The organism is Pseudomonas lopnurensis (assembly GCF_015070855.1).
GTDB lineage: Bacteria > Pseudomonadota > Gammaproteobacteria > Pseudomonadales > Pseudomonadaceae > Stutzerimonas > Stutzerimonas lopnurensis.
Map to the genome: position 1 here is coordinate 29144 of NZ_JADDIX010000100.1, position 23175 is coordinate 52318.

Annotated in this window: 17 protein-coding genes; 10 read left to right on the forward strand and 7 right to left on the reverse strand. The window is 62.6% G+C overall.

Features of this window, described 5'->3' with window-relative positions; all coding sequences use genetic code 11:
- Positions 1–27: 27 nt before the first annotated feature.
- Positions 28–2037 carry a dihydrolipoyllysine-residue acetyltransferase gene (gene aceF, locus IN820_RS22070; protein ID WP_193683033.1) on the reverse strand — a complete coding sequence of 670 codons (2010 nt, stop codon included), beginning with the start codon at positions 2035–2037 and terminating at the stop codon, positions 28–30.
- A gap of 27 nt (positions 2038–2064) precedes the next feature.
- A complete protein-coding gene (gene aceE, locus IN820_RS22075) occupies positions 2065–4710 on the reverse strand; it encodes a pyruvate dehydrogenase (acetyl-transferring), homodimeric type (RefSeq protein WP_049325443.1) in 2646 nt (881 codons plus the stop codon).
- 271 nt (positions 4711–4981) lie between these two features.
- Here aceE and glnE point away from each other — a divergent pair, with 271 nt between their 5' ends.
- From glnE to IN820_RS22125, 10 genes are all read left to right on the forward strand, one after another.
- Positions 4982–7927, forward strand: a complete 2946-nt coding sequence (gene glnE, locus IN820_RS22080) for a bifunctional [glutamate--ammonia ligase]-adenylyl-L-tyrosine phosphorylase/[glutamate--ammonia-ligase] adenylyltransferase (RefSeq protein WP_193683034.1) — start codon at positions 4982–4984, stop codon at positions 7925–7927.
- Positions 7928–7976: 49 nt separating this feature from the next.
- Positions 7977–8900, forward strand: coding sequence for a branched-chain-amino-acid transaminase (ilvE, locus tag IN820_RS22085; protein ID WP_193683035.1), 924 nt, complete (start codon positions 7977–7979; stop codon positions 8898–8900).
- A 117-nt stretch (positions 8901–9017) separates the two neighbouring features.
- A complete protein-coding gene (gene waaF, locus IN820_RS22090; RefSeq protein WP_193683036.1) occupies positions 9018–10052 on the forward strand; it encodes a lipopolysaccharide heptosyltransferase II in 1035 nt (344 codons plus the stop codon).
- A complete protein-coding gene (waaC, locus tag IN820_RS22095) occupies positions 10053–11054 on the forward strand; it encodes a lipopolysaccharide heptosyltransferase I (protein WP_193683037.1) in 1002 nt (333 codons plus the stop codon).
- A gap of 106 nt (positions 11055–11160) precedes the next feature.
- Positions 11161–12282 (forward strand): glycosyltransferase family 4 protein, encoded by a 1122-nt coding sequence (locus tag IN820_RS22100; RefSeq protein ID WP_193683038.1) that lies wholly within the window; start codon positions 11161–11163, stop codon positions 12280–12282.
- Positions 12283–12469: 187 nt separating this feature from the next.
- The gene (rfaP, locus tag IN820_RS22105) at positions 12470–13285 is read left to right on the forward strand and encodes a lipopolysaccharide core heptose(I) kinase RfaP (protein WP_193683039.1); all 816 of its coding nucleotides are present in this window, start codon (positions 12470–12472) and stop codon (positions 13283–13285) included.
- A complete protein-coding gene (locus tag IN820_RS22110; RefSeq protein WP_041755818.1) occupies positions 13282–14019 on the forward strand; it encodes a lipopolysaccharide kinase InaA family protein in 738 nt (245 codons plus the stop codon). Before rfaP ends, IN820_RS22110 begins: the two co-directional genes overlap by 4 nt.
- Entirely contained in the window at positions 14016–14771 is a 756-nt protein-coding gene (locus IN820_RS22115; RefSeq protein ID WP_193683040.1) for a lipopolysaccharide kinase InaA family protein, read from the forward strand. Before IN820_RS22110 ends, IN820_RS22115 begins: the two co-directional genes overlap by 4 nt.
- Positions 14768–16219: a lipopolysaccharide kinase InaA family protein gene (locus IN820_RS22120; protein ID WP_049325436.1), complete on the forward strand. Its 1452-nt coding sequence runs from the start codon at positions 14768–14770 to the stop codon at positions 16217–16219. Before IN820_RS22115 ends, IN820_RS22120 begins: the two co-directional genes overlap by 4 nt.
- 83 nt (positions 16220–16302) lie before the next feature.
- Complete coding sequence (locus IN820_RS22125) at positions 16303–18030, forward strand: carbamoyltransferase family protein (RefSeq protein ID WP_193683041.1); 1728 nt, start codon at positions 16303–16305, stop codon at positions 18028–18030.
- Between the two features lie 57 nt (positions 18031–18087).
- Here IN820_RS22125 and IN820_RS22130 read toward each other — a convergent pair whose 3' ends face one another.
- Genes IN820_RS22130 through IN820_RS22150 form a run of 5 tightly spaced genes read right to left on the reverse strand, consistent with a single transcriptional unit; the run spans position 18088 to position 23142 of the window.
- On the reverse strand, positions 18088–19119 hold the full coding sequence (locus IN820_RS22130; RefSeq protein WP_049325433.1) for a polysialyltransferase family glycosyltransferase: 1032 nt from the start codon (positions 19117–19119) through the stop codon (positions 18088–18090).
- A complete protein-coding gene (locus IN820_RS22135; RefSeq protein ID WP_049325432.1) occupies positions 19116–19814 on the reverse strand; it encodes an acylneuraminate cytidylyltransferase family protein in 699 nt (232 codons plus the stop codon). Before IN820_RS22135 ends, IN820_RS22130 begins: the two co-directional genes overlap by 4 nt.
- The gene (gene neuC / locus IN820_RS22140; protein ID WP_049325431.1) at positions 19807–20943 is read right to left on the reverse strand and encodes a UDP-N-acetylglucosamine 2-epimerase; all 1137 of its coding nucleotides are present in this window, start codon (positions 20941–20943) and stop codon (positions 19807–19809) included. Before neuC ends, IN820_RS22135 begins: the two co-directional genes overlap by 8 nt.
- Complete coding sequence (locus IN820_RS22145) at positions 20903–21979, reverse strand: N-acetylneuraminate synthase family protein (RefSeq protein WP_049325430.1); 1077 nt, start codon at positions 21977–21979, stop codon at positions 20903–20905. Before IN820_RS22145 ends, neuC begins: the two co-directional genes overlap by 41 nt.
- 26 nt (positions 21980–22005) lie before the next feature.
- On the reverse strand, positions 22006–23142 hold the full coding sequence (locus tag IN820_RS22150; RefSeq protein ID WP_160312632.1) for a polysaccharide pyruvyl transferase family protein: 1137 nt from the start codon (positions 23140–23142) through the stop codon (positions 22006–22008).
- Positions 23143–23175: the final 33 nt, after the last annotated feature.

The following is a 23175-nucleotide window of genomic DNA, read 5'->3' on the forward strand; positions in this document are numbered from 1 at the left end:
TGCGGCGTTCCTGTCCGGCTCAGACGATCACAGCAGCAGCGTGCGAATGTCCGCCAGCAGCTCCGACAGGCGCTTGGTGAAGCGCGCCGCCGCCGCGCCGTTGATCACGCGGTGATCGTAGGACAGCGACAGCGGCAGCATCAGGCGCGGCTGGAAGGCCTTGCCGTCCCATACCGGCTGCATGCTGGCCTTGGATACGCCGAGTATCGCCACTTCCGGCGCGTTGACGATCGGCGTGAAGCCGGTGCCGCCAATATGACCGAGGCTGGAAATGGTGAAGCAGGCGCCCTGCATGGCGTCCGGCGAGAGCTTCTTGCTGCGCGCCTTTTCCGCCAGCTCCGCGGCCTCGCCGGCCAGTTGCAGCAGGCTCTTCTTGTCCACGTCGCGAATGACCGGGACCATCAGGCCGTCCGGGGTGTCCACGGCGAAGCCGACGTGCACGTATTTCTTGCGGATCAGCGCCTTGCCGCTCGGCGCCAGCGAACTGTTGAAGTCCGGCAGCTCCTTGAGCAGATGGGCGCAGGCCTTGAGCAGCAGCGGTAGCACGGTGAGCTTGACGCCGGCTTTCTCGGCGACCGCCTTCTGCGCCACGCGGAAGGCTTCCAGCTCGGTGATGTCGGCCGATTCGAACTGCGTCACGTGCGGCACGTTCAGCCAGCTGCGGTGCAGGTTCGCCGCGCCGATCTGCATCAGGCGCGACATGGCGACTTCCTCGACTTCGCCGAACTTGCTGAAGTCCACCGCCGGGATCGGCGGAATGCCGGCGCCGCCAGCCGCACCCTCGGCCGGAGCCTGCCTGGCCTTGTTCATCATGGTCTTGACGTAGGCCTGCACGTCTTCCTTGAGAATGCGGCCGCGCGGTCCGGTCGCGGTGACCTCGGCCAGATCGACACCGAACTCGCGCGCGGTCATGCGCACCGCGGGGCCAGCGTGGACCTTGGCGCCGGCCTTGCTCGGTCCACTGACCGCCGGCGCTGCGGTCGTGCCGGCCTTGGCCTCGGGTACGCCCTGTTTGTTGGGCGCCACGGCCTGCTGCTGCGAGACCGCCTCGGCCGGCTTGGCCTGGGCGGGCTGCTTCGCCGGTGCCGCGCCGGCCACCTTGAGGGTCAGGATCAGATCGCCGGTCTTGGCCTGATCGCCCACCTTCATCGACACGGATTCGACCACGCCGGCCTTGGGCGCCGGGATCTCCATGCTGGCCTTGTCGGATTCGAGGGTGATCAGCGACTGATCCGCCTCGACCCGGTCGCCAGCCTTGACCATCACTTCGATGACGTTGGCGCTGCCGGACGAGCCGATGTCCGGCACCTTGACCTCTTCGACGCTGTCGCCGGCCGGTTCGGCCGCGGGCGTCTCGTGCTGATCTTGCTTCGCCGCCGGAGCAGCAGCGGCCTGGGCCGGAGCCTGCGATTTGGCGGCCTTGGGAGCCGTGGCACCCTTGAGGACCAGGATCAGGTCGCCGGTGCCCACTTCGTCACCGACCTTGACCGACAGGCTTTCCACCACGCCGGCGGCCGGCGAAGGGATTTCCATGCTGGCCTTGTCGGACTCGAGGGTGATCAGCGACTGTTCGGCCGCGATGGTATCGCCCGGCTTGACGGACACCTCGATGACGTTGGCCTTGCCCGCCGAGCCGATATCCGGCACGCGGACTTCCTGCGCTTCGCCTTCGCCGGCCGAGGCGGAGGCATCCTGGTCGCCGGGCGGGGTCGGGGCCTCGGTTTCGTCGGCGGGGCCGCCCGAAGCGGCCCCGGCAGGTTCGGCGGCAGCCTGGCCCGCGTCGCTCGCCGCTGCCTGCTCGCCGTCCGCGACGTCGAGTTCGAGCAGTTCGTCGCCTTCCTTCAGGCGATCGCCCAGCTTGACCTTCAAGGCTTTCACGACGCCTGCCTTGGGCGCCGGGATTTCCATGCTGGCCTTGTCGGACTCGAGCGTCAGGATGCTCTGGTCGGCTTCGATACGGTCGCCGACCTTGACGAACAACTCGATCACTTCACCCTCACCGCTGCCGATGTCGGGTACGCGTATGGTTTCACTCACAATAGGTTCTCCTGTGCGCACGCAGCATCAGCAATCCAGCGGATTGCGCTTCTCGGGGTCGATACCGAACTCGGTGATGGCCTCGGCCACGACCTTGCGTTCGATGGCGCCGCGATCGGCGAGTGCCTGCAGCGCGGCGACGGCCACCCAGCGACGATCGACTTCGAAGAAGTCACGCAGCTTGGCACGCGAGTCGCTGCGGCCGAAGCCGTCGGTACCCAGTACCTGGTATTCGCGCGAAGGAACCCACTGGCGAATCTGATCGGCGAACAGCTTCATGTAATCGGTCGAGGCCACTACCGGGCCGTCGCGACCTTCCAGGCACTGCTGGACGTAGCTCTTGCGCGGCTCTTCGGTCGGGTGCAGGCGGTTCCAGCGATCCACGGCCAGGCCGTCACGGCGCAGCTCGTTGAAGCTGGTGACGCTCCAGACGTCGGCACCGACGCCCATCTTGGCGAGGATGTCCACGGCAGCGCGCACTTCGCGCAGGATGGTGCCCGATCCCAGCAGCTGAACGCGGTGCTTGAAGTCGCCCTTGGCTTCTTCGAGCAGGTACATGCCCTTGATGATGCCGTCCTCGACACCCTGCGGCATGGCCGGCTGCTGGTAGTTCTCGTTCATCACGGTGATGTAGTAGTAGACGCTCTTCTGCAGCTCCATCATCTCGTGCATGCCGTGATGCACGATCACCGCCAGCTCGTAGCCGTAGGTGGGGTCGTAGCTGCGGCAGTTGGGAATGGTGCTGGCCAGGATATGGCTGTGGCCGTCCTCGTGCTGCAGGCCTTCACCGTTGAGCGTGGTGCGTCCGGAGGTGCCGCCCAGCAGGAAGCCGCGGGTCTGGGCATCACCGGCTGCCCAGGCCAGGTCACCGATACGCTGGAAGCCGAACATCGAATAGAAGATGTAGACCGGCAGCATCGGCTGGTTGTAGTTGCTGTAGGCGGTACCGGCGGCGATGAACGAGGAGAAGGCGCCGGCCTCGTTGAGGCCTTCCTGGAGGATCTGGCCGTCCTTTTCTTCGCGGTAGTACATCACCTGGTCGCGGTCGACCGGCTCGTACAGTTGCCCCACCGGGGAGTAGATACCCAGCTGGCGGAACATGCCTTCCATGCCGAAGGTGCGCGCCTCGTCGGCGAGGATCGGCACGATGCGCTTGCCCAGATCCTTGTCCTTGACCAGTTGCGAGAGAATCCGGCCAAAGGCCATGGTGGTGGAAATCTCGCGGTCACCGGAGCCGTCGAGCACGGCCTTGAGCGTGTCCAGCGGCGGCGTCGGGATGCTGAAGCTCTTCGGCCGGCGCTGCGGCAGCGAACCGCCGAGCTTTTCGCGACACTTGCGCAGGTAGCGCATTTCGGCGCTGTCTTCGGCCGGACGGTAGAAGGGCAGCTCTTCGAGCTGCGAATCGTTGACCGGGATGTCGAAGCGGTCGCGGAATTTCTTCAGGCTGTCGATATCGACCTTCTTGGTGTTGTGGGCGATGTTCTTCGCCTCACCGGCACCGGTGCCGTAGCCCTTGATGGTCTTGGCCAGGATGACCGTCGGCTGGCCCTTGTGGTTGACCGCCTGATGGTAGGCCGCATAGACCTTGTAGGGGTCGTGGCCGCCGCGGTTGAGCTTCCAGACTTCCTCGTCGGACATGCTCTCGACGCGCTTGAGCAGCTCGGGATCGGCACCGAAGAAGTGCTTGCGCACATAGGCGCCGTCCTTGGCCTTGTAGTTCTGGTACTCGCCGTCGATCGCCTCGTCCATCCGGCGCTGCATGCGGCCGTCTTCGTCGGCGGCGAACAGTGGATCCCACAGGCGGCCCCAGACGACCTTGTTGACGTTCCAGTTGGCGCCTTTGAACACGCCTTCCAGTTCCTGGATGATCTTGCTGTTGCCGCGCACCGGGCCGTCCAGGCGCTGCAGGTTGCAGTTGATGACGAACACCAGGTTGTCGAGGTTTTCACGACCGGCCAGGGAGATGGCGCCCAGGGTTTCCGGCTCATCGCACTCGCCGTCACCGATGAAGCACCAGACGCGCTGCTTGCCCTTCGGAATGAAACCGCGGTTTTCCAGGTACTTCATGAAGCGCGCCTGGTAGATCGCGGTGATCGGACCCAGGCCCATGGAAACGGTCGGGAACTGCCAGAAGTCCGGCATCAGATGCGGGTGCGGGTAGCTCGACAGGCCCTGGCCATCGACTTCCTGACGGAAGTTGAGCATCTGCTCCTCGCTCAGGCGCCCTTCGAGGAAGGCACGGGCGTAGATGCCCGGCGAAGCGTGACCCTGATAGTAGATCAGGTCGCCGCCGTGTTCCTCGGTGGGCGCCTGGAAGAAGTAATTGAAGCCGATGTCGTAGAGCGTCGCGCTGGAAGCGAAGGTGGAGATGTGTCCACCCAGATCCGGATCCTTGAGGTTCGCACGCATCACCATCGCCAGCGCGTTCCAGCGGACCAGGGAACGGATGCGCCGCTCCATGAACAGGTCGCCGGGCATCTTCGCTTCGCGGGTGACGGGAATGGTGTTGCGGTAGGGGGTGGTGATGCCGTAGGGCAGCGGCGTACCGCTGCGGGTGGCCAGCTCCCCCAGCCGGGTCATCAGATAGTGGGCGCGGTCTTCGCCCTCGCGGTCAATGACTGACTCGAGGGCGTCCAGCCATTCCTGGGTTTCGACGGGATCGAGATCTTGCATGGCTTGCTCCATGGCGCAAAGGCTTCCAGAATCGGTCGCCTGCTTCGCTGCCGGCTTTGTGGGCGGCGCGTGAAATGTTCTTGGATGAGTGCCGGAGGTAGGACCGGACGTCTGTAGTTTTACTACAAAACGACGTCGGGATCAGCCCCCCGAAATACTCTTTAGTAGTAAAACTACAGGTCAGCGGCGTCGTCGTGCGTTTCAAACGGCACGGGCGGGGCTCTGAATCGCGCGGTGTCACTGTATTCGCTGCCGTGAAAGGAAACCTTCAATGAGTCTGCCAACGCTGGTTGCATTGCCTCCCTCGCTCCTGCCTTTTGTCAGTCGTGCCGAAGAGTCGTTCCTCGCTGCCGCCGGCAGCCTGCCGGACGCCGACGCGGCGCGTTGCCGCGCCTGGCTGGAGGGTCATCGCGAGGCGTTCGCCCGGGTTTGCGCGGCCAGCGATTTCGTCAGCGAACAGGTTAGCCGAGATTCGCCGATGTTGCTGCAGTTGGGCGAGCAGGGCTGGCTGGAGCGGCCGCTGCAAACCGGTGAAATGCGCACGGCGCTGGCCGGCCTGATCGCCGCGTGCGACGGCGAGGAGGCACTGGCGCTGACCTTGCGACGCTTTCGCAATCGCCAGCAGGTGCGCATCATCTGGCGCGACCTGACCCGCCAGGCCGACCTGGCCGAGACCTGCCGCGACCTTTCCGATCTCGCCGATGCCTGCGTCGACCTGGCCTATCACTGGCTCTACTCTCGCCATTGCGAGCAGTTCGGCGTGCCCACCGGACGGCGCAGCGGCGCCGCGCAGCACATGGTCATCCTCGGCATGGGCAAGCTGGGCGCCCACGAGCTGAACCTGTCCTCGGACATCGACCTGATCTTCGGCTATCCGGAAGGCGGCGAAACCGTCGGGGCCAAGCGCTCGCTGGACAATCAGGAGTTCTTCGTCCGGCTCGGGCAGCGGCTGATCAAGGCGCTGGATGCGATCACCGTCGACGGCTTCGTGTTCCGCGTGGACATGCGCCTGCGGCCGTATGGCTCGTCCGGCCCGCTGGTCTACAGCTTCAATGCGCTGGAGCAGTACTACCAGGACCAGGGCCGCGACTGGGAACGCTACGCGATGATCAAGGCGCGGGTCATCGGCGGCGACCAGCAGGCCGGCAAGGAATTGCTGCAGATGCTGCGGCCCTTCGTCTATCGGCGTTACCTGGATTTCTCCGCCATCGAGGCGCTGCGCAGCATGAAGCAGCTGATCCAGCAGGAAGTCCGGCGCAAGGGCATGGCCGCCAACATCAAGCTCGGCGCCGGCGGCATCCGCGAAGTGGAGTTCATCGCCCAGGCGTTCCAGCTGATCCACGGCGGGCGCGACCTCAGCCTGCAACAGCGGCCGCTGCTCGGCGTGCTGGCGACGCTGGAAGGGCAGGGTTATCTGCCGCCCGCCGCGGTCGCGGAACTGCGCGAGGGCTACGAGTTCCTCCGTTACACCGAGCATGCGCTGCAGGCCATCGCCGACCGGCAGACGCAGATGCTGCCGGAGAGCGAGGTGGATTGCGCGCGGGTCGCCTTCATGCTCGGCTTCGACGGCTGGCCGGCGTTTCACGAGCGGCTGCTGCACTGGCGCGGGCGGATCGACTGGCATTTCCGCCAGGTCATCGCCGACCCGGACGAGGACGAGAGCGTCGAGGGCGAGACCCTGGCGGGCGGCGAATGGCTGCCGCTGTGGGAGCAGGACTGGGACGAGGAATTCGCCTGCCGGCAACTGGCCGAGGCGGGCTTTCGCGACGGCCAGGGCGCCTGCCAGCGCCTGGCCGCGCTGCGCAACGCCAGCCAGGTACGCACCATGCAGCGCCTCGGCCGCGAGCGGCTGGACGCGTTCATTCCGCGCCTGCTGGCGCAGATCGTCGAGCAGGACGATCCGGACCTGGTGCTCGAACGCGTGCTGCCGCTGATCGAGGCGGTCGCCCGGCGCTCGGCCTATCTGGTGCTGCTGAGCGAAAATCCCGGCGCCCTGCAGCGGCTGCTGGAACTCTGTGCCGCCAGCCCGTGGATCGCCGAGCAGATCGCGCGTTTCCCGCTGTTGCTCGACGAACTGCTCAATGCCGGCCGCCTGTACAGTCCGCCGCAGGCGCCGGAGCTGGCCGCCGAGCTGCGCGAGCGGCTGATGCGCATACCCGAGGACGATCTGGAACAGCAGATGGAAGCGCTGCGCCATTTCAAGCTGGCGCACCGCCTGCGCGTGGCCGCCTCGGAGATCACCGGCACACTGCCGCTGATGAAGGTCAGCGATTATCTGACCTGGCTCGCCGAGGCGATCCTGCAGGAAGTCTTCACCCTGGCCTGGCGCCATAGCGTGGCGCGTCACGGCCAGCCGCAGCGCAGCGACGGCTCGCTGTGCGATCCGGCCTTCGTCATCGTCGGCTACGGCAAGGTCGGCGGCATCGAGCTGGGGCATGGCTCGGACCTGGACCTGGTGTTCATCCACGACGGCGATCCGGCTGGCGAAACCAACGGCGCCAAGCCCATCGACACGGCGCAGTTCTTCACTCGCCTGGGCCAGCGCATCATCCACCTGCTGACCACCCAGACCACCTCGGGCCAGCTCTACGAAGTGGATATGCGCCTGCGACCGTCCGGCGCGGCCGGCCTGCTGGTCAGCTCGCTCGGCGCCTTCGAGCGCTATCAGGGCCAGGAGGCCTGGACCTGGGAGCACCAGGCGCTGGTGCGCGCCCGGGTGCTGGTCGGCTGCCCGCGCCTGGCGGCGGATTTCGAGCGGGTACGGGCCAGCGTGCTGGGCCGCGAACGCGACCTGCAGGTGCTGCGCCGCGAAGTCAGCGAGATGCGCGCGAAGATGCGCGACAACCTCGGCACCCGCGCGACCCTGGCCGGCACCGCCGCGCATGCCTTCGAGGCTGCCGTCGAGTTCAATCTCAAGCAGGACGCCGGTGGTATCGTGGATATCGAATTTATGGTGCAATACGCCGCTTTGGCGTGGTCGCACCAGCATCCCGAACTGCTGCGCTATACCGATAACATCCGCATTCTCGATGGGCTGGAGCAGGCCGGGTTGATGACCGGCGATGAGGTCCGGCTGCTGCAGGACGCCTACAAGGCCTACCGCACGGCAGCCCACCGGCAATCACTGCAGAAGCAGCCCGGAGTGGTGAGTGGGGATCAATTCCACGACGAGCGCCGCGCAGTCATGCGCATCTGGCGCGAATTGGGGCTGAGCTGAGCCCTCGTCGGGCTACGAGCAATATCGAATTCTGAGGAGCTGGCAAACGATGTCGATGGCCGATCGTGATGGCGTGATCTGGTATGACGGCGAACTGGTGCAGTGGCGCGATGCGACCACCCATGTGCTGACCCACACCCTGCATTACGGGATGGGTGTGTTCGAAGGCGTGCGCGCCTACAACACCCCGGCCGGCACGGCGATCTTCCGCCTGCAGGCGCACACCGACCGCCTGTTCGATTCCGCTCATATCATGAACATGCAGATCCCGTACTCGAAGGACGAGATCAACGAGGCGACTCGTGCCGCGGTGCGCGAGAACGAGCTGGAAAGCGCCTACATCCGCCCCATGGTGTTCTACGGAAGCGAAGGCATGGGTCTGCGCGCCGCCGGCCTGAAGGTGCACGTGATCGTCGCCGCCTGGCACTGGGGCGCCTACATGGGCGACGAGGCACTGGAACTGGGCATCAAGGTGCGCACCAGCTCCTTCACTCGCCACCACGTCAACATCACCATGACCCGCGCCAAGTCCAACGGTGCCTACATCAACTCGATGCTGGCCCTGCAGGAAGCCATCTCCGGCGGCGCCGACGAAGCGCTGATGCTGGACCCGGAAGGCTACGTCGCCGAAGGCTCGGGCGAGAACATCTTCATCATCAAGGACAGCGTGATCTACACCCCGGAAGTCACCGCCTGCCTGAACGGCATCACCCGCGGCACGGTGCTGACCCTGGCCGGCGAGCTGGGCCTGAAGGTGGTCGAGAAGCGCATCACCCGCGACGAGGTCTACATCGCCGACGAGGCCTTCTTCACCGGCACCGCCGCCGAAGTCACGCCGATCCGCGAAGTGGACGGCCGCGCCATCGGCATCGGCCGCCGCGGGCCGATCACCGAGAGGCTGCAGAAGGCCTATTTCGACCTGGTCAGCGGCAAGACCGACACCCACGCCGAATGGCGGACCTTGGTCAAATAACCGTAGTAGGTTGGGTTGAGACGCGCAGCGTCGAAGCCCAACGAGCGATACCCGATGCCGCTGCGTCGCCTCCGTTGGGCTTCGCTGCGCTCAACCCAACCTACCGATGTCGTGCTTATGAACATATTGATCATCGGACCCAGCTGGGTCGGCGACATGGTGATGGCGCAGACGCTGTTCGTCTGCCTGAAACAGCGCCATCCCGGCTGCCAGATCGACGTGCTGGCGCCCGAATGGAGCCGGCCGATCCTCGAACGCATGCCCGAGGTGCGGCAGGCCCTGAGTTTTCCGCTCGGCCACGGCGTGCTCGACATGGCGACCCGGCGCAAGGTCGCGCAGAGCCTGCGCGGCCAGTATGACCAGGCGATCCTGCTGCCCAACTCGCTGAAATCGGCGCTGGTGCCGTTCTTCGCCGGCATTCCCAAGCGCACCGGCTGGCGCGGCGAGATGCGTTTCGGCCTGCTCAACGACATGCGCAAGCTCGACAAGCAGCGCTACCCGCTGATGATCGAGCGTTTCATGGCGCTGGCCTTCGAGCCGGGCGCCGAGCTGCCCAGGCCTTATCCGAATCCGTCGCTGCGCATCGATGCCCAGACGCGCAATGCAGCCCTGGCGCGTTTCGGCCTGAGCCTGGACCGGCCGGTGCTGGCGCTCTGTCCCGGCGCCGAGTTCGGCGAGTCCAAGCGCTGGCCGGCGGAACATTTCGCCAGCGTCGCCGAGACGAAGATTCGCGAGGGCTGGCAGGTCTGGCTGTTCGGCTCGAAGAACGACCATGCGGTCGGCGAGGACATCCGCGAGCGGCTGATCCCGGGGCTGCGCGAGGAGGCGCTGAACCTGGCGGGCGAAACCAGCCTGGCCGAGGCGATCGACCTGCTCTCTTGCGCCGAGGCAGTGGTGTCCAACGATTCCGGGCTGATGCACGTGTCCGCCGCGCTCGGCCGGCCGTTGGTGTCGGTGTACGGCTCCACCTCGCCGGCGTTCACCCCGCCGCTGTCCGAGCAGGTGGAAGTGGTGCGCCTGGGGCTCGATTGCAGCCCCTGTTTCGAGCGCACCTGTCGCTTCGGCCACAACAACTGCATGCGCGAACTGCAGCCGCAGGCGGTGATCGAGGCGCTGGATCGCCTGGTCCCGCAGCCGGTCGAGGTACGCTGATTGAAGGTCCTGCTGGTCAAGACGTCTTCGTTGGGCGACGTCGTGCATACCCTGCCGGCGTTGACCGATGCGCAGCGGGCGATTCCCGGCATCCGCTTCGACTGGGTGGTGGAGGAGGGCTTCGCCGAGATTCCCGCCTGGCATCCGGCGGTGGCCCAGGTGATTCCGGTGGCGATCCGCCGCTGGCGCAAGCATCCCTTCGCGACCCTGCGCTCCGGCGAATGGCAGCGCTTCAAGGCACGCCTGCGCGAAGGCCGGTACGACCTGGTGATCGATGCCCAGGGGCTGCTCAAGAGCGCCTGGCTGACCCGCTACGTCAAGGCGCCGGTTGCCGGGTTCGACCGCGACTCGGCGCGCGAGCCGCTGGCGGCGCGCTTTTACGATCGTCGCTATGCCGTGCCACGCGACCAGCACGCGCTGGAGCGGGTGCGCCAACTGTTCGCTCAGGCCCTCGGCTATCCGCTGCCGGACGGCTTCGCTGACTATGGCTTGAGTCGCGCGCAGATGGCCGCTCCCGGCGACCAGCCTTACCTGTTGTTCCTGCATGGCACCACCTGGCCGAGCAAGCACTGGCCGGAAGCCTACTGGCGCGAACTGGCCGAGCGCATGAGCGACTTCGGCTGGGCGATCCGCCTGCCCTGGGGCAATGCCGAGGAGAAGGCGCGGGCCGAACGCATCGCCAGCGGCGTGGCCAACGCCGCGGTGCTGCCGAAGCTGAATCTCGCCGGCATCGCCCGGGTGATTGCCGGCGCGCGCGCCTGTGTCGCGGTGGATACCGGCCTCGGCCACCTGGCGGCGGCGCTGGATGTGCCGAGCATTTCGCTTTATGGTCCGACCCTGCCCGGGCGGGTCGGCGCCTATGGTCGTTCGCAGGTGCACCTGTGTGCCAGCGGCCCGAATGCCGGCAGCGGCGACCGCCACAAGCCCTGTTTCGACGACCTGCGCCCCGAGCGCGTCGTCGCCGAATTGAAAGCCCTGCTGCGGGCCCCGGAGTCCACCTGATGCCCTTGCCCTTCATCGGTAGGTTGGTGCTGAGCGCAGCGAAGCCCAACGACGCCACCGCCCATCGGCCGCTGCCGGCCTCGCTGTTCGTTCGGGAGGAAGGTTGATGCGCCTGGCTTTCGTCCTTTACAAGTACTTCCCCTTCGGCGGACTGCAGCGCGATTTCATGCGCATCGCCCTCGAGTGCCAGCGCCGCGGCCATGCCATCCGCGTCTACGCGATGATCTGGGAAGGCGAGGTGCCGGACGGCTTCGAGGTGCTGATCGCGCCGGTCAAGGCGTTGTTCAACCACACCCGCAACGAGCGCTTCACCGCCTGGGTCGAGGCCGACCTGGCCAAGCGTCCGGTCGACCGCGTGATCGGCTTCAACAAGATGCCGGGGCTGGACGTCTACTACGCCGCCGACCCCTGCTTCGAGGACAAGGCGCAGACCCTGCGCAACCCGATCTATCGTCGCTGGGGCCGCTACAAGCACTTCGCCGAGTACGAGCGCGCGGTGTTCGCACCCGAGGCGAAGACCGAAATCCTGATGATCTCCGAGGTGCAGCAGCCCCTGTTCGTCAAACACTACGGCACGCCGGCCGCGCGCTTTCACCTGCTGCCGCCCGGCATCGCCAAGGATCGCCGGGCGCCGGCCAATGCCGCCGAGATTCGCGCGGAATTTCGCGAGGAATTCGAGCTGCAGCACGACGAGCTGCTGCTGGTGCAGATCGGCTCCGGCTTCAAGACCAAGGGCGTCGATCGCAGCCTCAAGGGTATTGCGTCATTGCCCCGCGAATTGAAAAGGCGAGTGCGGCTGTTCGTCATCGGCCAGGACGATCCCAAGCCCTTCCAGCTGCAGGCCAAGGCGCTGGGTGTCTCGGCCCAGGTGGAATTCCTCAAGGGGCGCAGCGACATCCCGCGTTTCCTGCTGGGCGCCGACCTGCTGATCCATCCGGCCTACAACGAGAACACCGGCACCGTGCTGCTGGAGGCGCTGGTCGCCGGGCTGCCGGTGCTGGTCAGCGAGGTCTGCGGCTATGCGCACTACATCGCCGATGCCGATTGCGGCCGCGTGGTGCCCAGCCCCTTCGAGCAGGGCGCTTTCGATCGCCTGCTGGCGCAGATGCTCGCCGATGACGAGCAGCGTGCCATCTGGAGCCGCAACGCGCTGGCCTATGCCGCCAGCGCCGATCTGTACTCCATGCCGCAGAAGGCGGCCGATGTGATCCTTGGGGAGCGGGCATGAGACCTACGCCAGGCGAGCTCTCGCGGCGCATCGTAGGGCGGGTTGCAACCCGCCGGACGTGCCAGATGCCCGCGCCATGCCGGCGGGTTGCACCCGCCCTACGGACGGAAACCGTAGGCGCCAGCGTGCTGGCGATCCTGGTCACCCAAGAGCATCGCCAGCACGCTGGCTCCTACAGAGAGGCCGCATGCAACTGATTCTCGCCGAACCCTTCAAGACCCTCTGGCAGGGCAAGGACCCCTTCGTCGAGGTCGAGCGCCTGCAGGGCCAGGTCTACCGCGAACTGGAGGGCCGCCGCACGCTGCGTACCGAAGTCGACGGACGCGGCTACTTCGTCAAGATTCACCGGGGCATCGGCTGGGCCGAAATCGCCAAGAATCTGCTGACGGCCAAGGCGCCCGTGCTCGGCGCCGGCCAGGAGTGGCGCGCCATCCAGCACCTGCACGAAGCCGGCGTGCCGACCATGACCGCGGTGGCCTATGGCGAGCGGGGCGCCAATCCGGCGACGCAGCACTCGTTCATCATCACCGAAGAACTGGCGCCGACCATCAGCCTCGAGGACTTCTCGGTCAACTGGCGTGAACAACCGCCGCAACCGGCGCTCAAGCGCGCACTGATCGCCGAAGTCGCGCGCATGGCCGGTACCATGCACCGCGCCGGGGTCAATCACCGCGATTTCTACATCTGCCACTTTCTGCTGCACACGGACAGGCCGGTGACGGCCGACGATCTGCATCTGTCGCTGATCGACCTGCACCGCGCCCAGACTCGCGCCCGGACGCCACGCCGCTGGCGCAACAAGGACCTGGCCGGGCTGTACTTCTCGGCACTGGGCATCGGCCTGACCCGCCGCGACGAGTTGCGTTTCCTGCGCGATTATTCCCAGCGACCACTGCGGGAAATACTGCGTGAAGAGGCGCCCCTGCTCGCCAGGCTCGAGCGCAAGGCCGAACGCTTGCAGGCTCGCTACGAACGCAAATACGCACCAGGAGCACAGGGGTGAGCGCCTGGACAATCGTCATGGGGACAAGCGCCGACGCCGCCCAGGCCTTTGCCGACCTGGACGCGGTGTTCGCGCTCGAAGGCGAGCCGATTGCGCGGGACCCGCTGTCGGAAGTGATCCGGGTCGAGTGCGGTGGGTTGCGCTACTACGTCAAGCGTTACTGGGCTGCAGGAAAGGGGCTGCGTCGCTACCTGGGCCGTCCGAGAGTCAAGGCCGAGTGGCAGAACCTCAAGCATTTCGAGCGCTGGGGAATACCCGTTGCGCCGTTGGTGGCGTGGGGGCTGGAACGTCGTGCGGGTGCATTCGTGCGTGGTGCACTGATCACGCTGGAAGTGCCCAATACCGTCGATATGGCGGCAATGGCGAGGAACAACGACTCGCGACTGGCCGACCGATGCTGGGTCGAGCGCATCAGCCGGCAGGTGGCGCTGGCGACCCGAACCCTGCACGATCACCGCTTTGCCCACAATGATCTGAAATGGCGCAACCTGCTGGTCAACGACGCTGGCGAGCTTTTTCTGATCGATTGCCCGTCGGGGGACTTCTGGTGGGGACCGTTCCTGCGCCGTCGCATCGTCAAGGACCTGGCCTGCCTGGACAAGGTGGCCAAGCAGCGCCTGAGTCGCACGCAACGGCTGCGCTTCTATCTTCAGTATCAGCAGCGCCCACGCCTGGTCCCTGCCGACCGCGCCGTCATCGACCAAGTGCTCAGGTATTTCGAGGGACGCGAATGAGCGATCATTTTTCAGCGGCCGACAGGGGCATTCTGCAGGCGCATGGCTTGGACAGCTTCGATGCGCTCTGGGCGCTGCAGCTCGATGCAGTGGATGCGCCGAATACCGGGCGGGGCGGCTGGAGCAGCGTATTTCGCCTGGACCTGGGCGAGGCGGCCTATTACCTGAAGCGGCAGAGCAATTACCTGACCCATACCTTGCGCCGCCCTTTTGGCGAACCGACGTTCGCCTGCGAGTTCCGCAATATCCGGCGCTACCAGCGTCTGGGCATCCCGGCGCTGCAGGCGGCGTTCTTCGGCGAACGCCGTGTCGATGGCGAACGCCGAGCCATTCTGCTCACCCGCGCGCTGGATGACTGGCGGGACCTGCACAGTTGGCTGAGCGGCTGGGGTGAGCTGGAGGCGGCGACACGCGACCAGTTGTTGCGCGCCTGTGCACGACTTGCACGGACCCTTCATCAGGCCGGGCAGCGCCATGGCTGTTTCTATCCCAAACATATTTTTCTCCGCCGGGATGGCGAGCGGTTCGAGGCATGCCTCATCGACCTCGAAAAGACTCGCCCGCTGCTGTTCGGTCGTGCTGATCGAATCGTGGACCTGGAGGCGCTGACTCGCCGCGCAGGGGGCTGGAGCGAGGACGAGACGCGGCAATTGATCGAAGCCTATCTCGATCGAGACGCCAGTGACTCGAATATCGATTCCTGGCTGGAAAAAATAGCGGGTCGTCGGCAGAGCAAGGTGGCACGGGCATGAACCTGATGGAACTCGCCCGTGCCGGGCGCTCGCCGGAATTGCCGTTGACCGTGACGCTACCCGCCGGTGAGCTGACGCTGCGCCAATGGTTGCGTGTGCTGCCAGGGCAGCGCTATGTGGGCAAAGCCGAATGGCAGGGTCGCGAGGTACTGGCGAAGCTGCTGGTCGGGAGCAAGGCCGAGCGCCATTACGACCGCGAGCGGCGCGGCGCACGGCTGCTGGCCGAGCAGGGGATGACCACGCCTGCGCTGATTGCCGAGGGTTTCGCTGCGGGTCAGGGTGGTTGGCTGCTGTTTGATTATCTTGCTGGCGCGCAAAGCCTGGAGCAGGCCTGGCGCGACGTGGAATGGCAGCCGATGCTGTCCGATGCGCAGCAGAGCGTGCTGGGCGAGGCGCTGGGCGCGATCGCCCGACTGCATGCCCGGGGGCTCTGGCAGAGCGACCTTCATCTGGACAATCTGCTGCGCCATGACGGGCAGCTGTACCTCATCGATGGCGGCGGTGTGCAGACGCAGACCCCGGGCAAGCCGCTCACGCGCGACAGGGTGCTGGAAAACCTCGGCGTATTCTTCGCCCAGTTGCCCGCCAGCCTCGGGCCCCATATTGAGGAACTGCTCGTACAGTATCTTCTGGTCAATGGTGAGCATGCGCTGCCGCTGGAAGCGTTGCTGCGGGAAATAACCGCGGTCCGGCGTTGGCGACTGCGCGACTACCTGGGCAAGCTCGGGCGCGACTGCTCGCTGTTCAGTGTCAGCCGCCGTCTCGGTGAACTGCGCGTGGTTCGGCGCGAGGACGAGCCGGCGCTGTGCGAACTGCTGGCCGCGCCGGATGCGGCTGTCGAGGCGGGCCGTGCCCTGAAGCTGGGCGGCAGCGCCACCGTGGCCCTGGTCGAGCAGTCCGGTCGGCAACTGGTCATCAAACGCTACAACATCAAAGGGCTGGGGCACTGGCTTCGGCGCTGCTGGCGGCCGAGTCGCGCCTGGCACAGCTGGGTCGAAGGCAATCGCCTGGAGTTCCTCGGTATCGCCACGCCCCGGCCCCTGGCGATGCTGGAGTTACGTTGGCTCGGCCTGCGCCGACGCAGCTATCTGATTACCGAATACACCGCGGGCGAGGATATAATTACCCGTTTTCAGTCGTATCTCTCCGGTTCACCGCCCGAGCCCGAGCTGTCGGCGCTGGATCAACTGTTCGAAGCGTTGCTGCGTGAGCGCATCAGTCACGGCGATATGAAAGGCACCAATCTGTTCTGGGAGCGGGGCCGCTGGATATTGATCGACCTGGATGCGGCACAGCAGCACACCAGCGATGCCGGCTTTGCCCGGGCCTACGCCAAGGATCGCGCGCGCTTTCTGCGCAACTGGCCAACCGATTCGGCGTTATATCGGCTGCTGGATGAACGAATACCCAAAAGCAGCTTCAAGCGGCAAGCTTCAAGCTGCAAGTAAAGCCCCACGGGGCAGGAACAATAACCGCTGTTGCTTGAAGCTTGTAGCTTGAAGCTTGTAGCTGCTTTCAAGAGGCATTACCCGTGGCATTGACGATTCTCGGCCTTTCCGGCGCCCTCAGTCATGATCCTTCCGCCGCCCTGTACATCGACGGCAAGCTGATCGCTGCCGTCGAAGAAGAGCGTTTCGTGCGTGACAAGCATGCCAAGAACCGCATGCCCTACGAGTCGGCCAAGTTCTGCCTGGAGCAGGCCGGTATCAAGCCGTCCGACGTCGACGTGGTGGCGATACCCTTCGCGCCGATCAGCATCTTCGAGAAGGCGCGCTGGCACTATGCCAAGCGCTACTGGTACGCGCCGGATCGCGCGCTCGACGCCATCCTCATGGGCAACCGCCGCTACTATCGCTACAAGAAGCGCATCGAGTGGTGCCTGCAGCAACTGGGTTTCGACCTGAAGAAGGTCAAGCTGCAGCCGGTCGAGCACCATCTGGCCCATGCCTCCAGCGCCTACCACTGCTCCGGCTTCACCGAGAAGACCGCCATTCTCGGCATCGACGGCAAGGGTGAGTACGCCACCACCTTCTTCGGCTGGGGCGAAAACGGCAAGATCCACAAGATCAAGGAATTCTACGATCCGGATTCGCTGGGCGGGCTGTACGGCGCGATCACCGAATACCTCGGCTTCGAGATGCTCGACGGCGAGTTCAAGGTCATGGGCATGGCGCCATACGGCGACGCCGCCAAGTACGATTTCTCGCGTCTGGCCACCTTCGAGAACGGCGAACTGACCATCAACACCGACTACGCCAACGTCATCGGCTTCCGTCGCTACAAGGAAAAGGGCAAGGGCTACTACTTTTCGCCCAAGCTGATCGAATGGCTGGGCCCCAAGCGCGAAGGCGACATCGCCGACGACCCCTATATCCACTACGCCGCGGCCATGCAGGCGCTGTTCGAGAAGCTGGCGCTGCAGATGATGGACTACTACCTGGGCGACATCATCCGCGAGACCGGCAAGATCGCCTTCGCCGGTGGCTGCGCGCTGAACGTCAAGCTCAACCAGAAGATCATCGCCCGCGATGAGGTCAAGGAGCTGTTCGTCCAGCCGGCCTCCGGCGATGCCGGCACCGCCGTCGGCGCAGCGGCCTACGTTTCGGTGCAACGCGGCGTGCCGGTGGAGAAGATGGAGCACGTCTATCTCGGGCCGGCCTTCAGCAACGAGGACGTCATCGCCGCCTGTGCGCGCCACCCGAGCAAACCGGTTTGGCAGAAGATCGAAAACGTCCCCGAGCGCATCGCGAAAATCATGGTCGACGGCAACCCGGTCGCCTGGTTCCAGGGCCGCATGGAATTCGGTCCGCGCGCGCTCGGCGGCCGCTCCATCATCGGCTGCCCGAGCATTCCCGGCGTCGCCGACCGGATCAACGAGCAGATTAAGTTCCGCGAACGCTGGAGGCCTTTCTGCCCGTCGATGCTCGACACCGTCGCCCCGCAGATGCTCAAGGTCGACCATCCGAGCCCGTTCATGACCTTCACCTTCGAGGTCAACGAAGGCTGGAAGGAGCGCGTCGGCGAAGTCGTCCACGAAGACGGCACCTCCCGCGCCCAAGTCCTCGAGCGTCGGCATAACCCGCGCTGGTACGACCTGATGGTCGAGCTGGAGAAGCTCACCGGCAACGGCGTGTCGCTGAACACCTCGCTCAACCGCCGTGGTGAACCCATGATCTGCTCGCCGACCGATGCGCTGAACATGTTCTATGGCTCGGATTTGCAGTATTTGATCATGGAAGACATTCTCGTCGTGAAGTAGCGGCCTACCGTTTCTTTCGATGCTGGCAGCGAACGCATCGCTTCGGTGCCAGTATCGTCAGTGCAGTTCCACACCAATGCTCTGGAAGTATCTTGCCAGAGACTCTCTCTTGCTAGATTGGGTAAGTGAGAGACCAAAAGATATAGAGCGGATATCATCGGCGAAAAGAATCTTGGCTGTGGCCAGTGCGGTGCTATAGCAGGAAATGACTACTACTGGCTGGAGCTCGCAGAGCACTATCTCAACAGGACCTTTTTGTTCGATCAGCTGGTACTCATCTACGAAGAAGTCCAAGAAGTCTCCTGAGCGGGGGTGCTTGCTGTAATAGATATTCTCGAAGTTATTACTGGTCAGCCAGTTTCGCATTTGATCCCGGATTTGGACATGTACGGACTCGCTGATGGATCCATTTTTTAGTAGGGGTTGGCCAATGATCATGGCCGATCGTCCGGTACGAGCCTTTGGCGTATTTTGAATGTAGCTCTTCAGACCCGAGAGCTCTATTACCTTCTCTGAAGTAAAGGGTACGGAGATGCTTGGGAAGGTATAAATGCTCTGGACAATGTCATCCGTGCCGCCAATGAGATCGCCTGTTGGAATGTAATAGTCCAGCATCGGGAAAAAGAGATTGACGGGGTGCAACTTCTTTTTCAGAAGCTTTATCTTTCGCGATGTATCGAGTGGGATAAGCTCTATGCTAACTAATCCGTGGGGAATAAGACAGACGCTTATCAGGCTCTGGGGAAACCTTTTCCTTAGATAGTTAATTGCATAATTGCTCTTTGACGTCGATAGACGTGGTAGATGAACTCGGATAGCGCTGGGCGCTGCATTAAGCTTACGCAACTCTCTTTCAAGCGCTTCAATATTTTGGCATATGGTGCGCCGTTCCGAGAAAGCGCCCCGTTTAGGAGGGAAAGAGAATGCCAGACGAGTGTCGAAGACTCCGGGATTGATGAGAAATGGCTCTTGCTTCCCGCTATAGGCCAGCAAGTTGTGGCTTTGTGCTTCGAATCGCCCAGCAATGATTTCCGAGGCCAGCGCTTCCAGTTCAGTCTTGACTAGGTAGACGGCGACAGAACCACTCATGGGGAGATGCTCATTTTACGTGCAATCAGTTCTGCATAGTCCCAGTCTTCGGGAGTGTCTATATCCAGATTGATGATGCCCTCGGTGATGTAGGGCATCGTTCCGGCTGTATTAAAGCTCCGTTCCTGCAGCAGGCGGTCGATCTTGGCGAAATACAGGGCACCGTTATGCTCATAGGCCGGAGGCATGTCCTGTCGGCGAAGTTGTACGTTTCTGTTGTCGAGGAAAGGCACCAAGCGATCATTGTCGATGTGGTACATGTACATCGGGTGCTTCTTCAGCTTACTGACGGATACGGCAATGTTGGCGTCGTTCTCGATGCAGTAGTCGAGAAAATGGTCTATGTCGTCCGTCGTTCGGAATGGCGACGTTGGTTGCAGGAGGAGAAGATAGTCGAACTGTTCATCCAGGCTGGCAATCGCATGCTCTATGACGTCTATACTTAAGGATTCGTCTTGGGCAAGGGGAGCAGGGCGAACGAAAGGTGCCTCGCAGCCGCGTTCTACGGCGATGCGGATAATGTCCGCACTGTCCGAAGATACTATCAAGCGGTCCACGTAGCGTGATTGTCTGGCGGCTGCGATGGTCCAGGCAATGAGGGGGCGTCCAGCCAGTGGCTTTATGTTTTTTCCGGGAATGCCTTTAGAACCAGCGCGAGCGGTTATGAGTGCAAGAACTTTTTTCTTCTTAATCATGGTCGAAGGGCACGTCTTTGAAGTGCTTCTGGGTCGGTGTCATCAGCGTGTTGCCGAGTAGCGCGTCGAGAAACTTCTGGGCGCTGCCACCTTTGCCGTAGTGATACAGTGGCGGTGCGGGCTTGCTGCTCAAACATCTGCCGATGGTGGCGAGGATGCAGTCTTTGTCGAATTCCGTATTGTGGACGCTGTCGTGGGTAATGCGGTTATGTTGGCGTATTCCGATGTTCACCGTCGGTACGGCATAGACGGGGGCTTCATGTATGCCAGCGCTGGAGTTTCCGATCAGGAAGTCGGCGTGCTTCAACAGGGCGAGAAAATGCTCGAAGCGGATGGAGGGGAAGATCCGAAAGCGTGGATTGCCCTGTAGTGACTTGTAGGTTTCGAAAATCGCTTGGGAGCCATGGTCGTTGTTGGGGTAGATGACCACATAGTTGTGACCGCTCTCGATGAGTGAGTCGACGAAAATACGAGCATTTTCCGCCTGCCGATCCTGCTCGGTCGTCACGGGATGGAGTATGGCGATCGCATAGTTGTCGAAACTAATCTCGTAGCGTTTCTGAGCTTCGGCGAGAGTGGGCAATTGATCGGAGAGCATCACGTCGATGTCCGGCGAGCCGATCATGAATATGTTTTCGGGGAGCTCGCCGAGTTGTATGAGTCGCTTTCTCGCCGTATCGCTGGCCACGAAATGGATGTGCGACATCTTCGTGACAGCATGTCGCAGTAGTTCGTCAATGGTGCCGGAAACTTCTCCACCCTCTATATGCGCTACTCGGATATTGCGCAGGGCTCCGGTCGTAGCACCTGCCAAGGCTTCAACACGGTCACCGTGTACGATGATCAAGTCATAGTGGTACTCGTCCAAGTAACGGCCAAGGCCGATTATCGTGTTGGCTAAAATAGTGTCCATGTTGTCGCCTTCACTCTGGTTCATATACATGAAGGTGTTGCCAAAACCGGACTTCTCGATCTCGTTCGCGGTGAGTCCATAACGCGACATCATGTGCATCCCAGTGACGAATATTCCGTACTCGAATGCATCCGAGTCCCTGACGCAAGCGATCAGGGATTTCATCTTTCCAAAGTCAGCGCGCGTTCCTGTCAGGAACAGAATTCTTTTCTTCATGACGAATGTCCGACCAAGAAATTTGTTCATCTGCGTCGATGTCTCGCGTTGCAATCTTTCCGAAGAGACTCTCGTAGTGTTCAGCAAGGATCTCACCCGTACCCGGGCGTTTTACCCATAGGTTGTCTGCGGTGAAGGCTTCGCCTTCCCGGATGAACCGTGTGCTCACCACGCTGGCGAAAGCAAAATCGATGGTTACTTGCTCTTCCTGCGTTGCTTGCTTCGCGCCTCCTCTCATCGTCCAGATGAGTTTTGTACCTTCAATGAGCTCTTTCGTAGTGTGTTCGTCCATCGAATTGACGATATCTGGCCCGGGGCGATCCATGCTGTCGGTGAAGTGTCGTTCGAGGATCGAGGCACCCAGTGCGACCGCAGCGAAGCAGGCGTGATTGGAGGTCGTATGATCCGATAGACCGGTGATCACATTGGGGAATGCCGCCTGCAATTGCTGGAGTGCGCCGAGCCGAACCAGTTCTGGCGGTGTGGGGTAGAGGTTCGTTGTATGCAACAGGGCATACGGAACCTGGCGTTCCTCGAAAATCTGAACCGCCTTAGCAATGCTCGGGATGTCGTTCATTCCAGTGCTCAGGATGATCGGCTTGCCAAATGCGGCGATATGCCTCAATAGGGGGTAGTTGTTGCATTCGCCTGAGCCGATCTTGAAGGCCGGTACATCCATGCGCATTAGGCGATCGGCGGCGGCGCGCGAGAAGGGCGTACTGATGAAGATCATGCCTTTGGCTTCGACGTAGCACTGCAACTCTCTTTCTTGCTCTTCGTTCAGACTGCAGCGCGCCATGATTTCGTAGATGGAAACATCGGCATTGCCCGGAATTACCCGCTTTGCTGCGGCAGACATTTCATCTTCGACGATGTGAGTCTGATGTTTCACAACCTCCACCCCGGCACGTTGTGCCGCGTCTACCATCGCCTTGGCGGTGTCGAGGCTGCCTTCGTGATTGATGCCTATTTCCGCGACGACCAGTGGTGGATGATCCGGTCCGATTTTGCGGCTCTGTATGGAAAATTCGCTCATGTCGCTCTCTCCTCCTCGGGTGAAGTTCACAGTATCGAGGCAAGTTTTTCTTCGTAAAATGATTGGCTGCGTGCTTTCAATCGAAGCAACGCTTTGCTCGGGGCATGCTGCGAGTCATGCGATCGGGCATGTTCGGAAAGCTTCCGAATCAGTTCGTCGGCAAGGTTTTCGCCAGGCAACACATAAGCATTCTCCATGTCGAGGGAGTCATACATGAAACCCACTCTATCCAGCACGGCAATGCCGACAGTGGGTTTCAGCATAGCGGCGCTGCACACGTTGGCATGGAAACGGCTAGCCAAGACGAAGCGGCTGCTGCGATAAATAGAGAACAGTAGCTCCGCGCCCGCGTTTCCCTGTACGCAGGGTGCTACGCTGACCATCGAGCGTGCGGTGAAGCTTTCCAGTGAGCCGAGGAGGCGAACAATGGCCTTCAGGTCGGCTTGTATGTGGGGGATCAGTACTATATGCAGGCCGAGCGCTCCAATGCAGTACTCTATGACTCGCTGGATTTGTCGGTAGAAGTCATCCTGATCCACGGTACCCCGCATGTAGCTGAGCATGCCGAGTTGATCAGGGGCAAGGTTTATAGCTACGTAGTCCTGCTCTATCAGGCGCTCCCGGAGGGAGGGCATGTAAAAGAAGGCATTGTCCAAGATCAGATGCATTGCTTCGGAATATTGCGCTCCAAATTTGTTCTTTATGTTTTCGTGGGAGCCGTCGTTGCGTAATGCAATCGAAACATTTTTTTGGCCGAGTGCGGCGTCGAGAAAATTTCTGAAGCGGGTGATGTTCCCCTCGGGGATCGTTTGATGCGGTAGTGCGCCAACACTGCTGATGATTAGTGGACGTTTTATCTTGCCCAACACCTTAGGCTCCATATCCAGAGTCGTGCCGGTGCTGCTGTCGGGAACCCAATAATCGAGGAACCCGCCACCGCCGATTACGATACCATCAAAAGAGTTTGCATGATGTGCGAAGCTCTCATCGAAGGTGAGTTTGTCGGGAAGTTGATAATTCTTGTAGAATTTTCTTATTTCCAGTCTTTCGATAACTGGGTTTTGGAGGCCGATCCCAGACAGTATGTTTTCCAGTCCCATATGGCTGGCGTTGTCGCCGACATTCCCGATGAAGGAAGCGATATGTAGTAGCTTGACTGACATGAAGGAAGACGCTGCAGGTGGGGAGTTTAGGCG

Bases quoted from the DNA above. Each gene is read 5' to 3' on its own strand.
- aceE (WP_049325443.1), bottom strand. From the start codon at position 4,710: ATGCAAGATCTCGATCCCGTCGAAACCCAGGAATGGCTGGACGCCCTC.
- IN820_RS22130 (WP_049325433.1), bottom strand. From the start codon at position 19,119: ATGAGTGGTTCTGTCGCCGTCTACCTAGTCAAGACTGAACTGGAAGCG.
- rfaP (WP_193683039.1), top strand. From the start codon at position 12,470: ATGCAACTGATTCTCGCCGAACCCTTCAAGACCCTCTGGCAGGGCAAG.
- IN820_RS22100 (WP_193683038.1), top strand. From the start codon at position 11,161: ATGCGCCTGGCTTTCGTCCTTTACAAGTACTTCCCCTTCGGCGGACTG.
- waaF (WP_193683036.1), top strand. From the start codon at position 9,018: ATGAACATATTGATCATCGGACCCAGCTGGGTCGGCGACATGGTGATG.
- IN820_RS22145 (WP_049325430.1), bottom strand. From the start codon at position 21,979: ATGAGCGAATTTTCCATACAGAGCCGCAAAATCGGACCGGATCATCCA.
- IN820_RS22115 (WP_193683040.1), top strand. From the start codon at position 14,016: ATGAGCGATCATTTTTCAGCGGCCGACAGGGGCATTCTGCAGGCGCAT.
- IN820_RS22120 (WP_049325436.1), top strand. From the start codon at position 14,768: ATGAACCTGATGGAACTCGCCCGTGCCGGGCGCTCGCCGGAATTGCCG.
- IN820_RS22135 (WP_049325432.1), bottom strand. From the start codon at position 19,814: ATGATTAAGAAGAAAAAAGTTCTTGCACTCATAACCGCTCGCGCTGGT.
- ilvE (WP_193683035.1), top strand. From the start codon at position 7,977: ATGTCGATGGCCGATCGTGATGGCGTGATCTGGTATGACGGCGAACTG.
- neuC (WP_049325431.1), bottom strand. From the start codon at position 20,943: ATGAAGAAAAGAATTCTGTTCCTGACAGGAACGCGCGCTGACTTTGGA.
- glnE (WP_193683034.1), top strand. From the start codon at position 4,982: ATGAGTCTGCCAACGCTGGTTGCATTGCCTCCCTCGCTCCTGCCTTTT.
- IN820_RS22150 (WP_160312632.1), bottom strand. From the start codon at position 23,142: ATGTCAGTCAAGCTACTACATATCGCTTCCTTCATCGGGAATGTCGGC.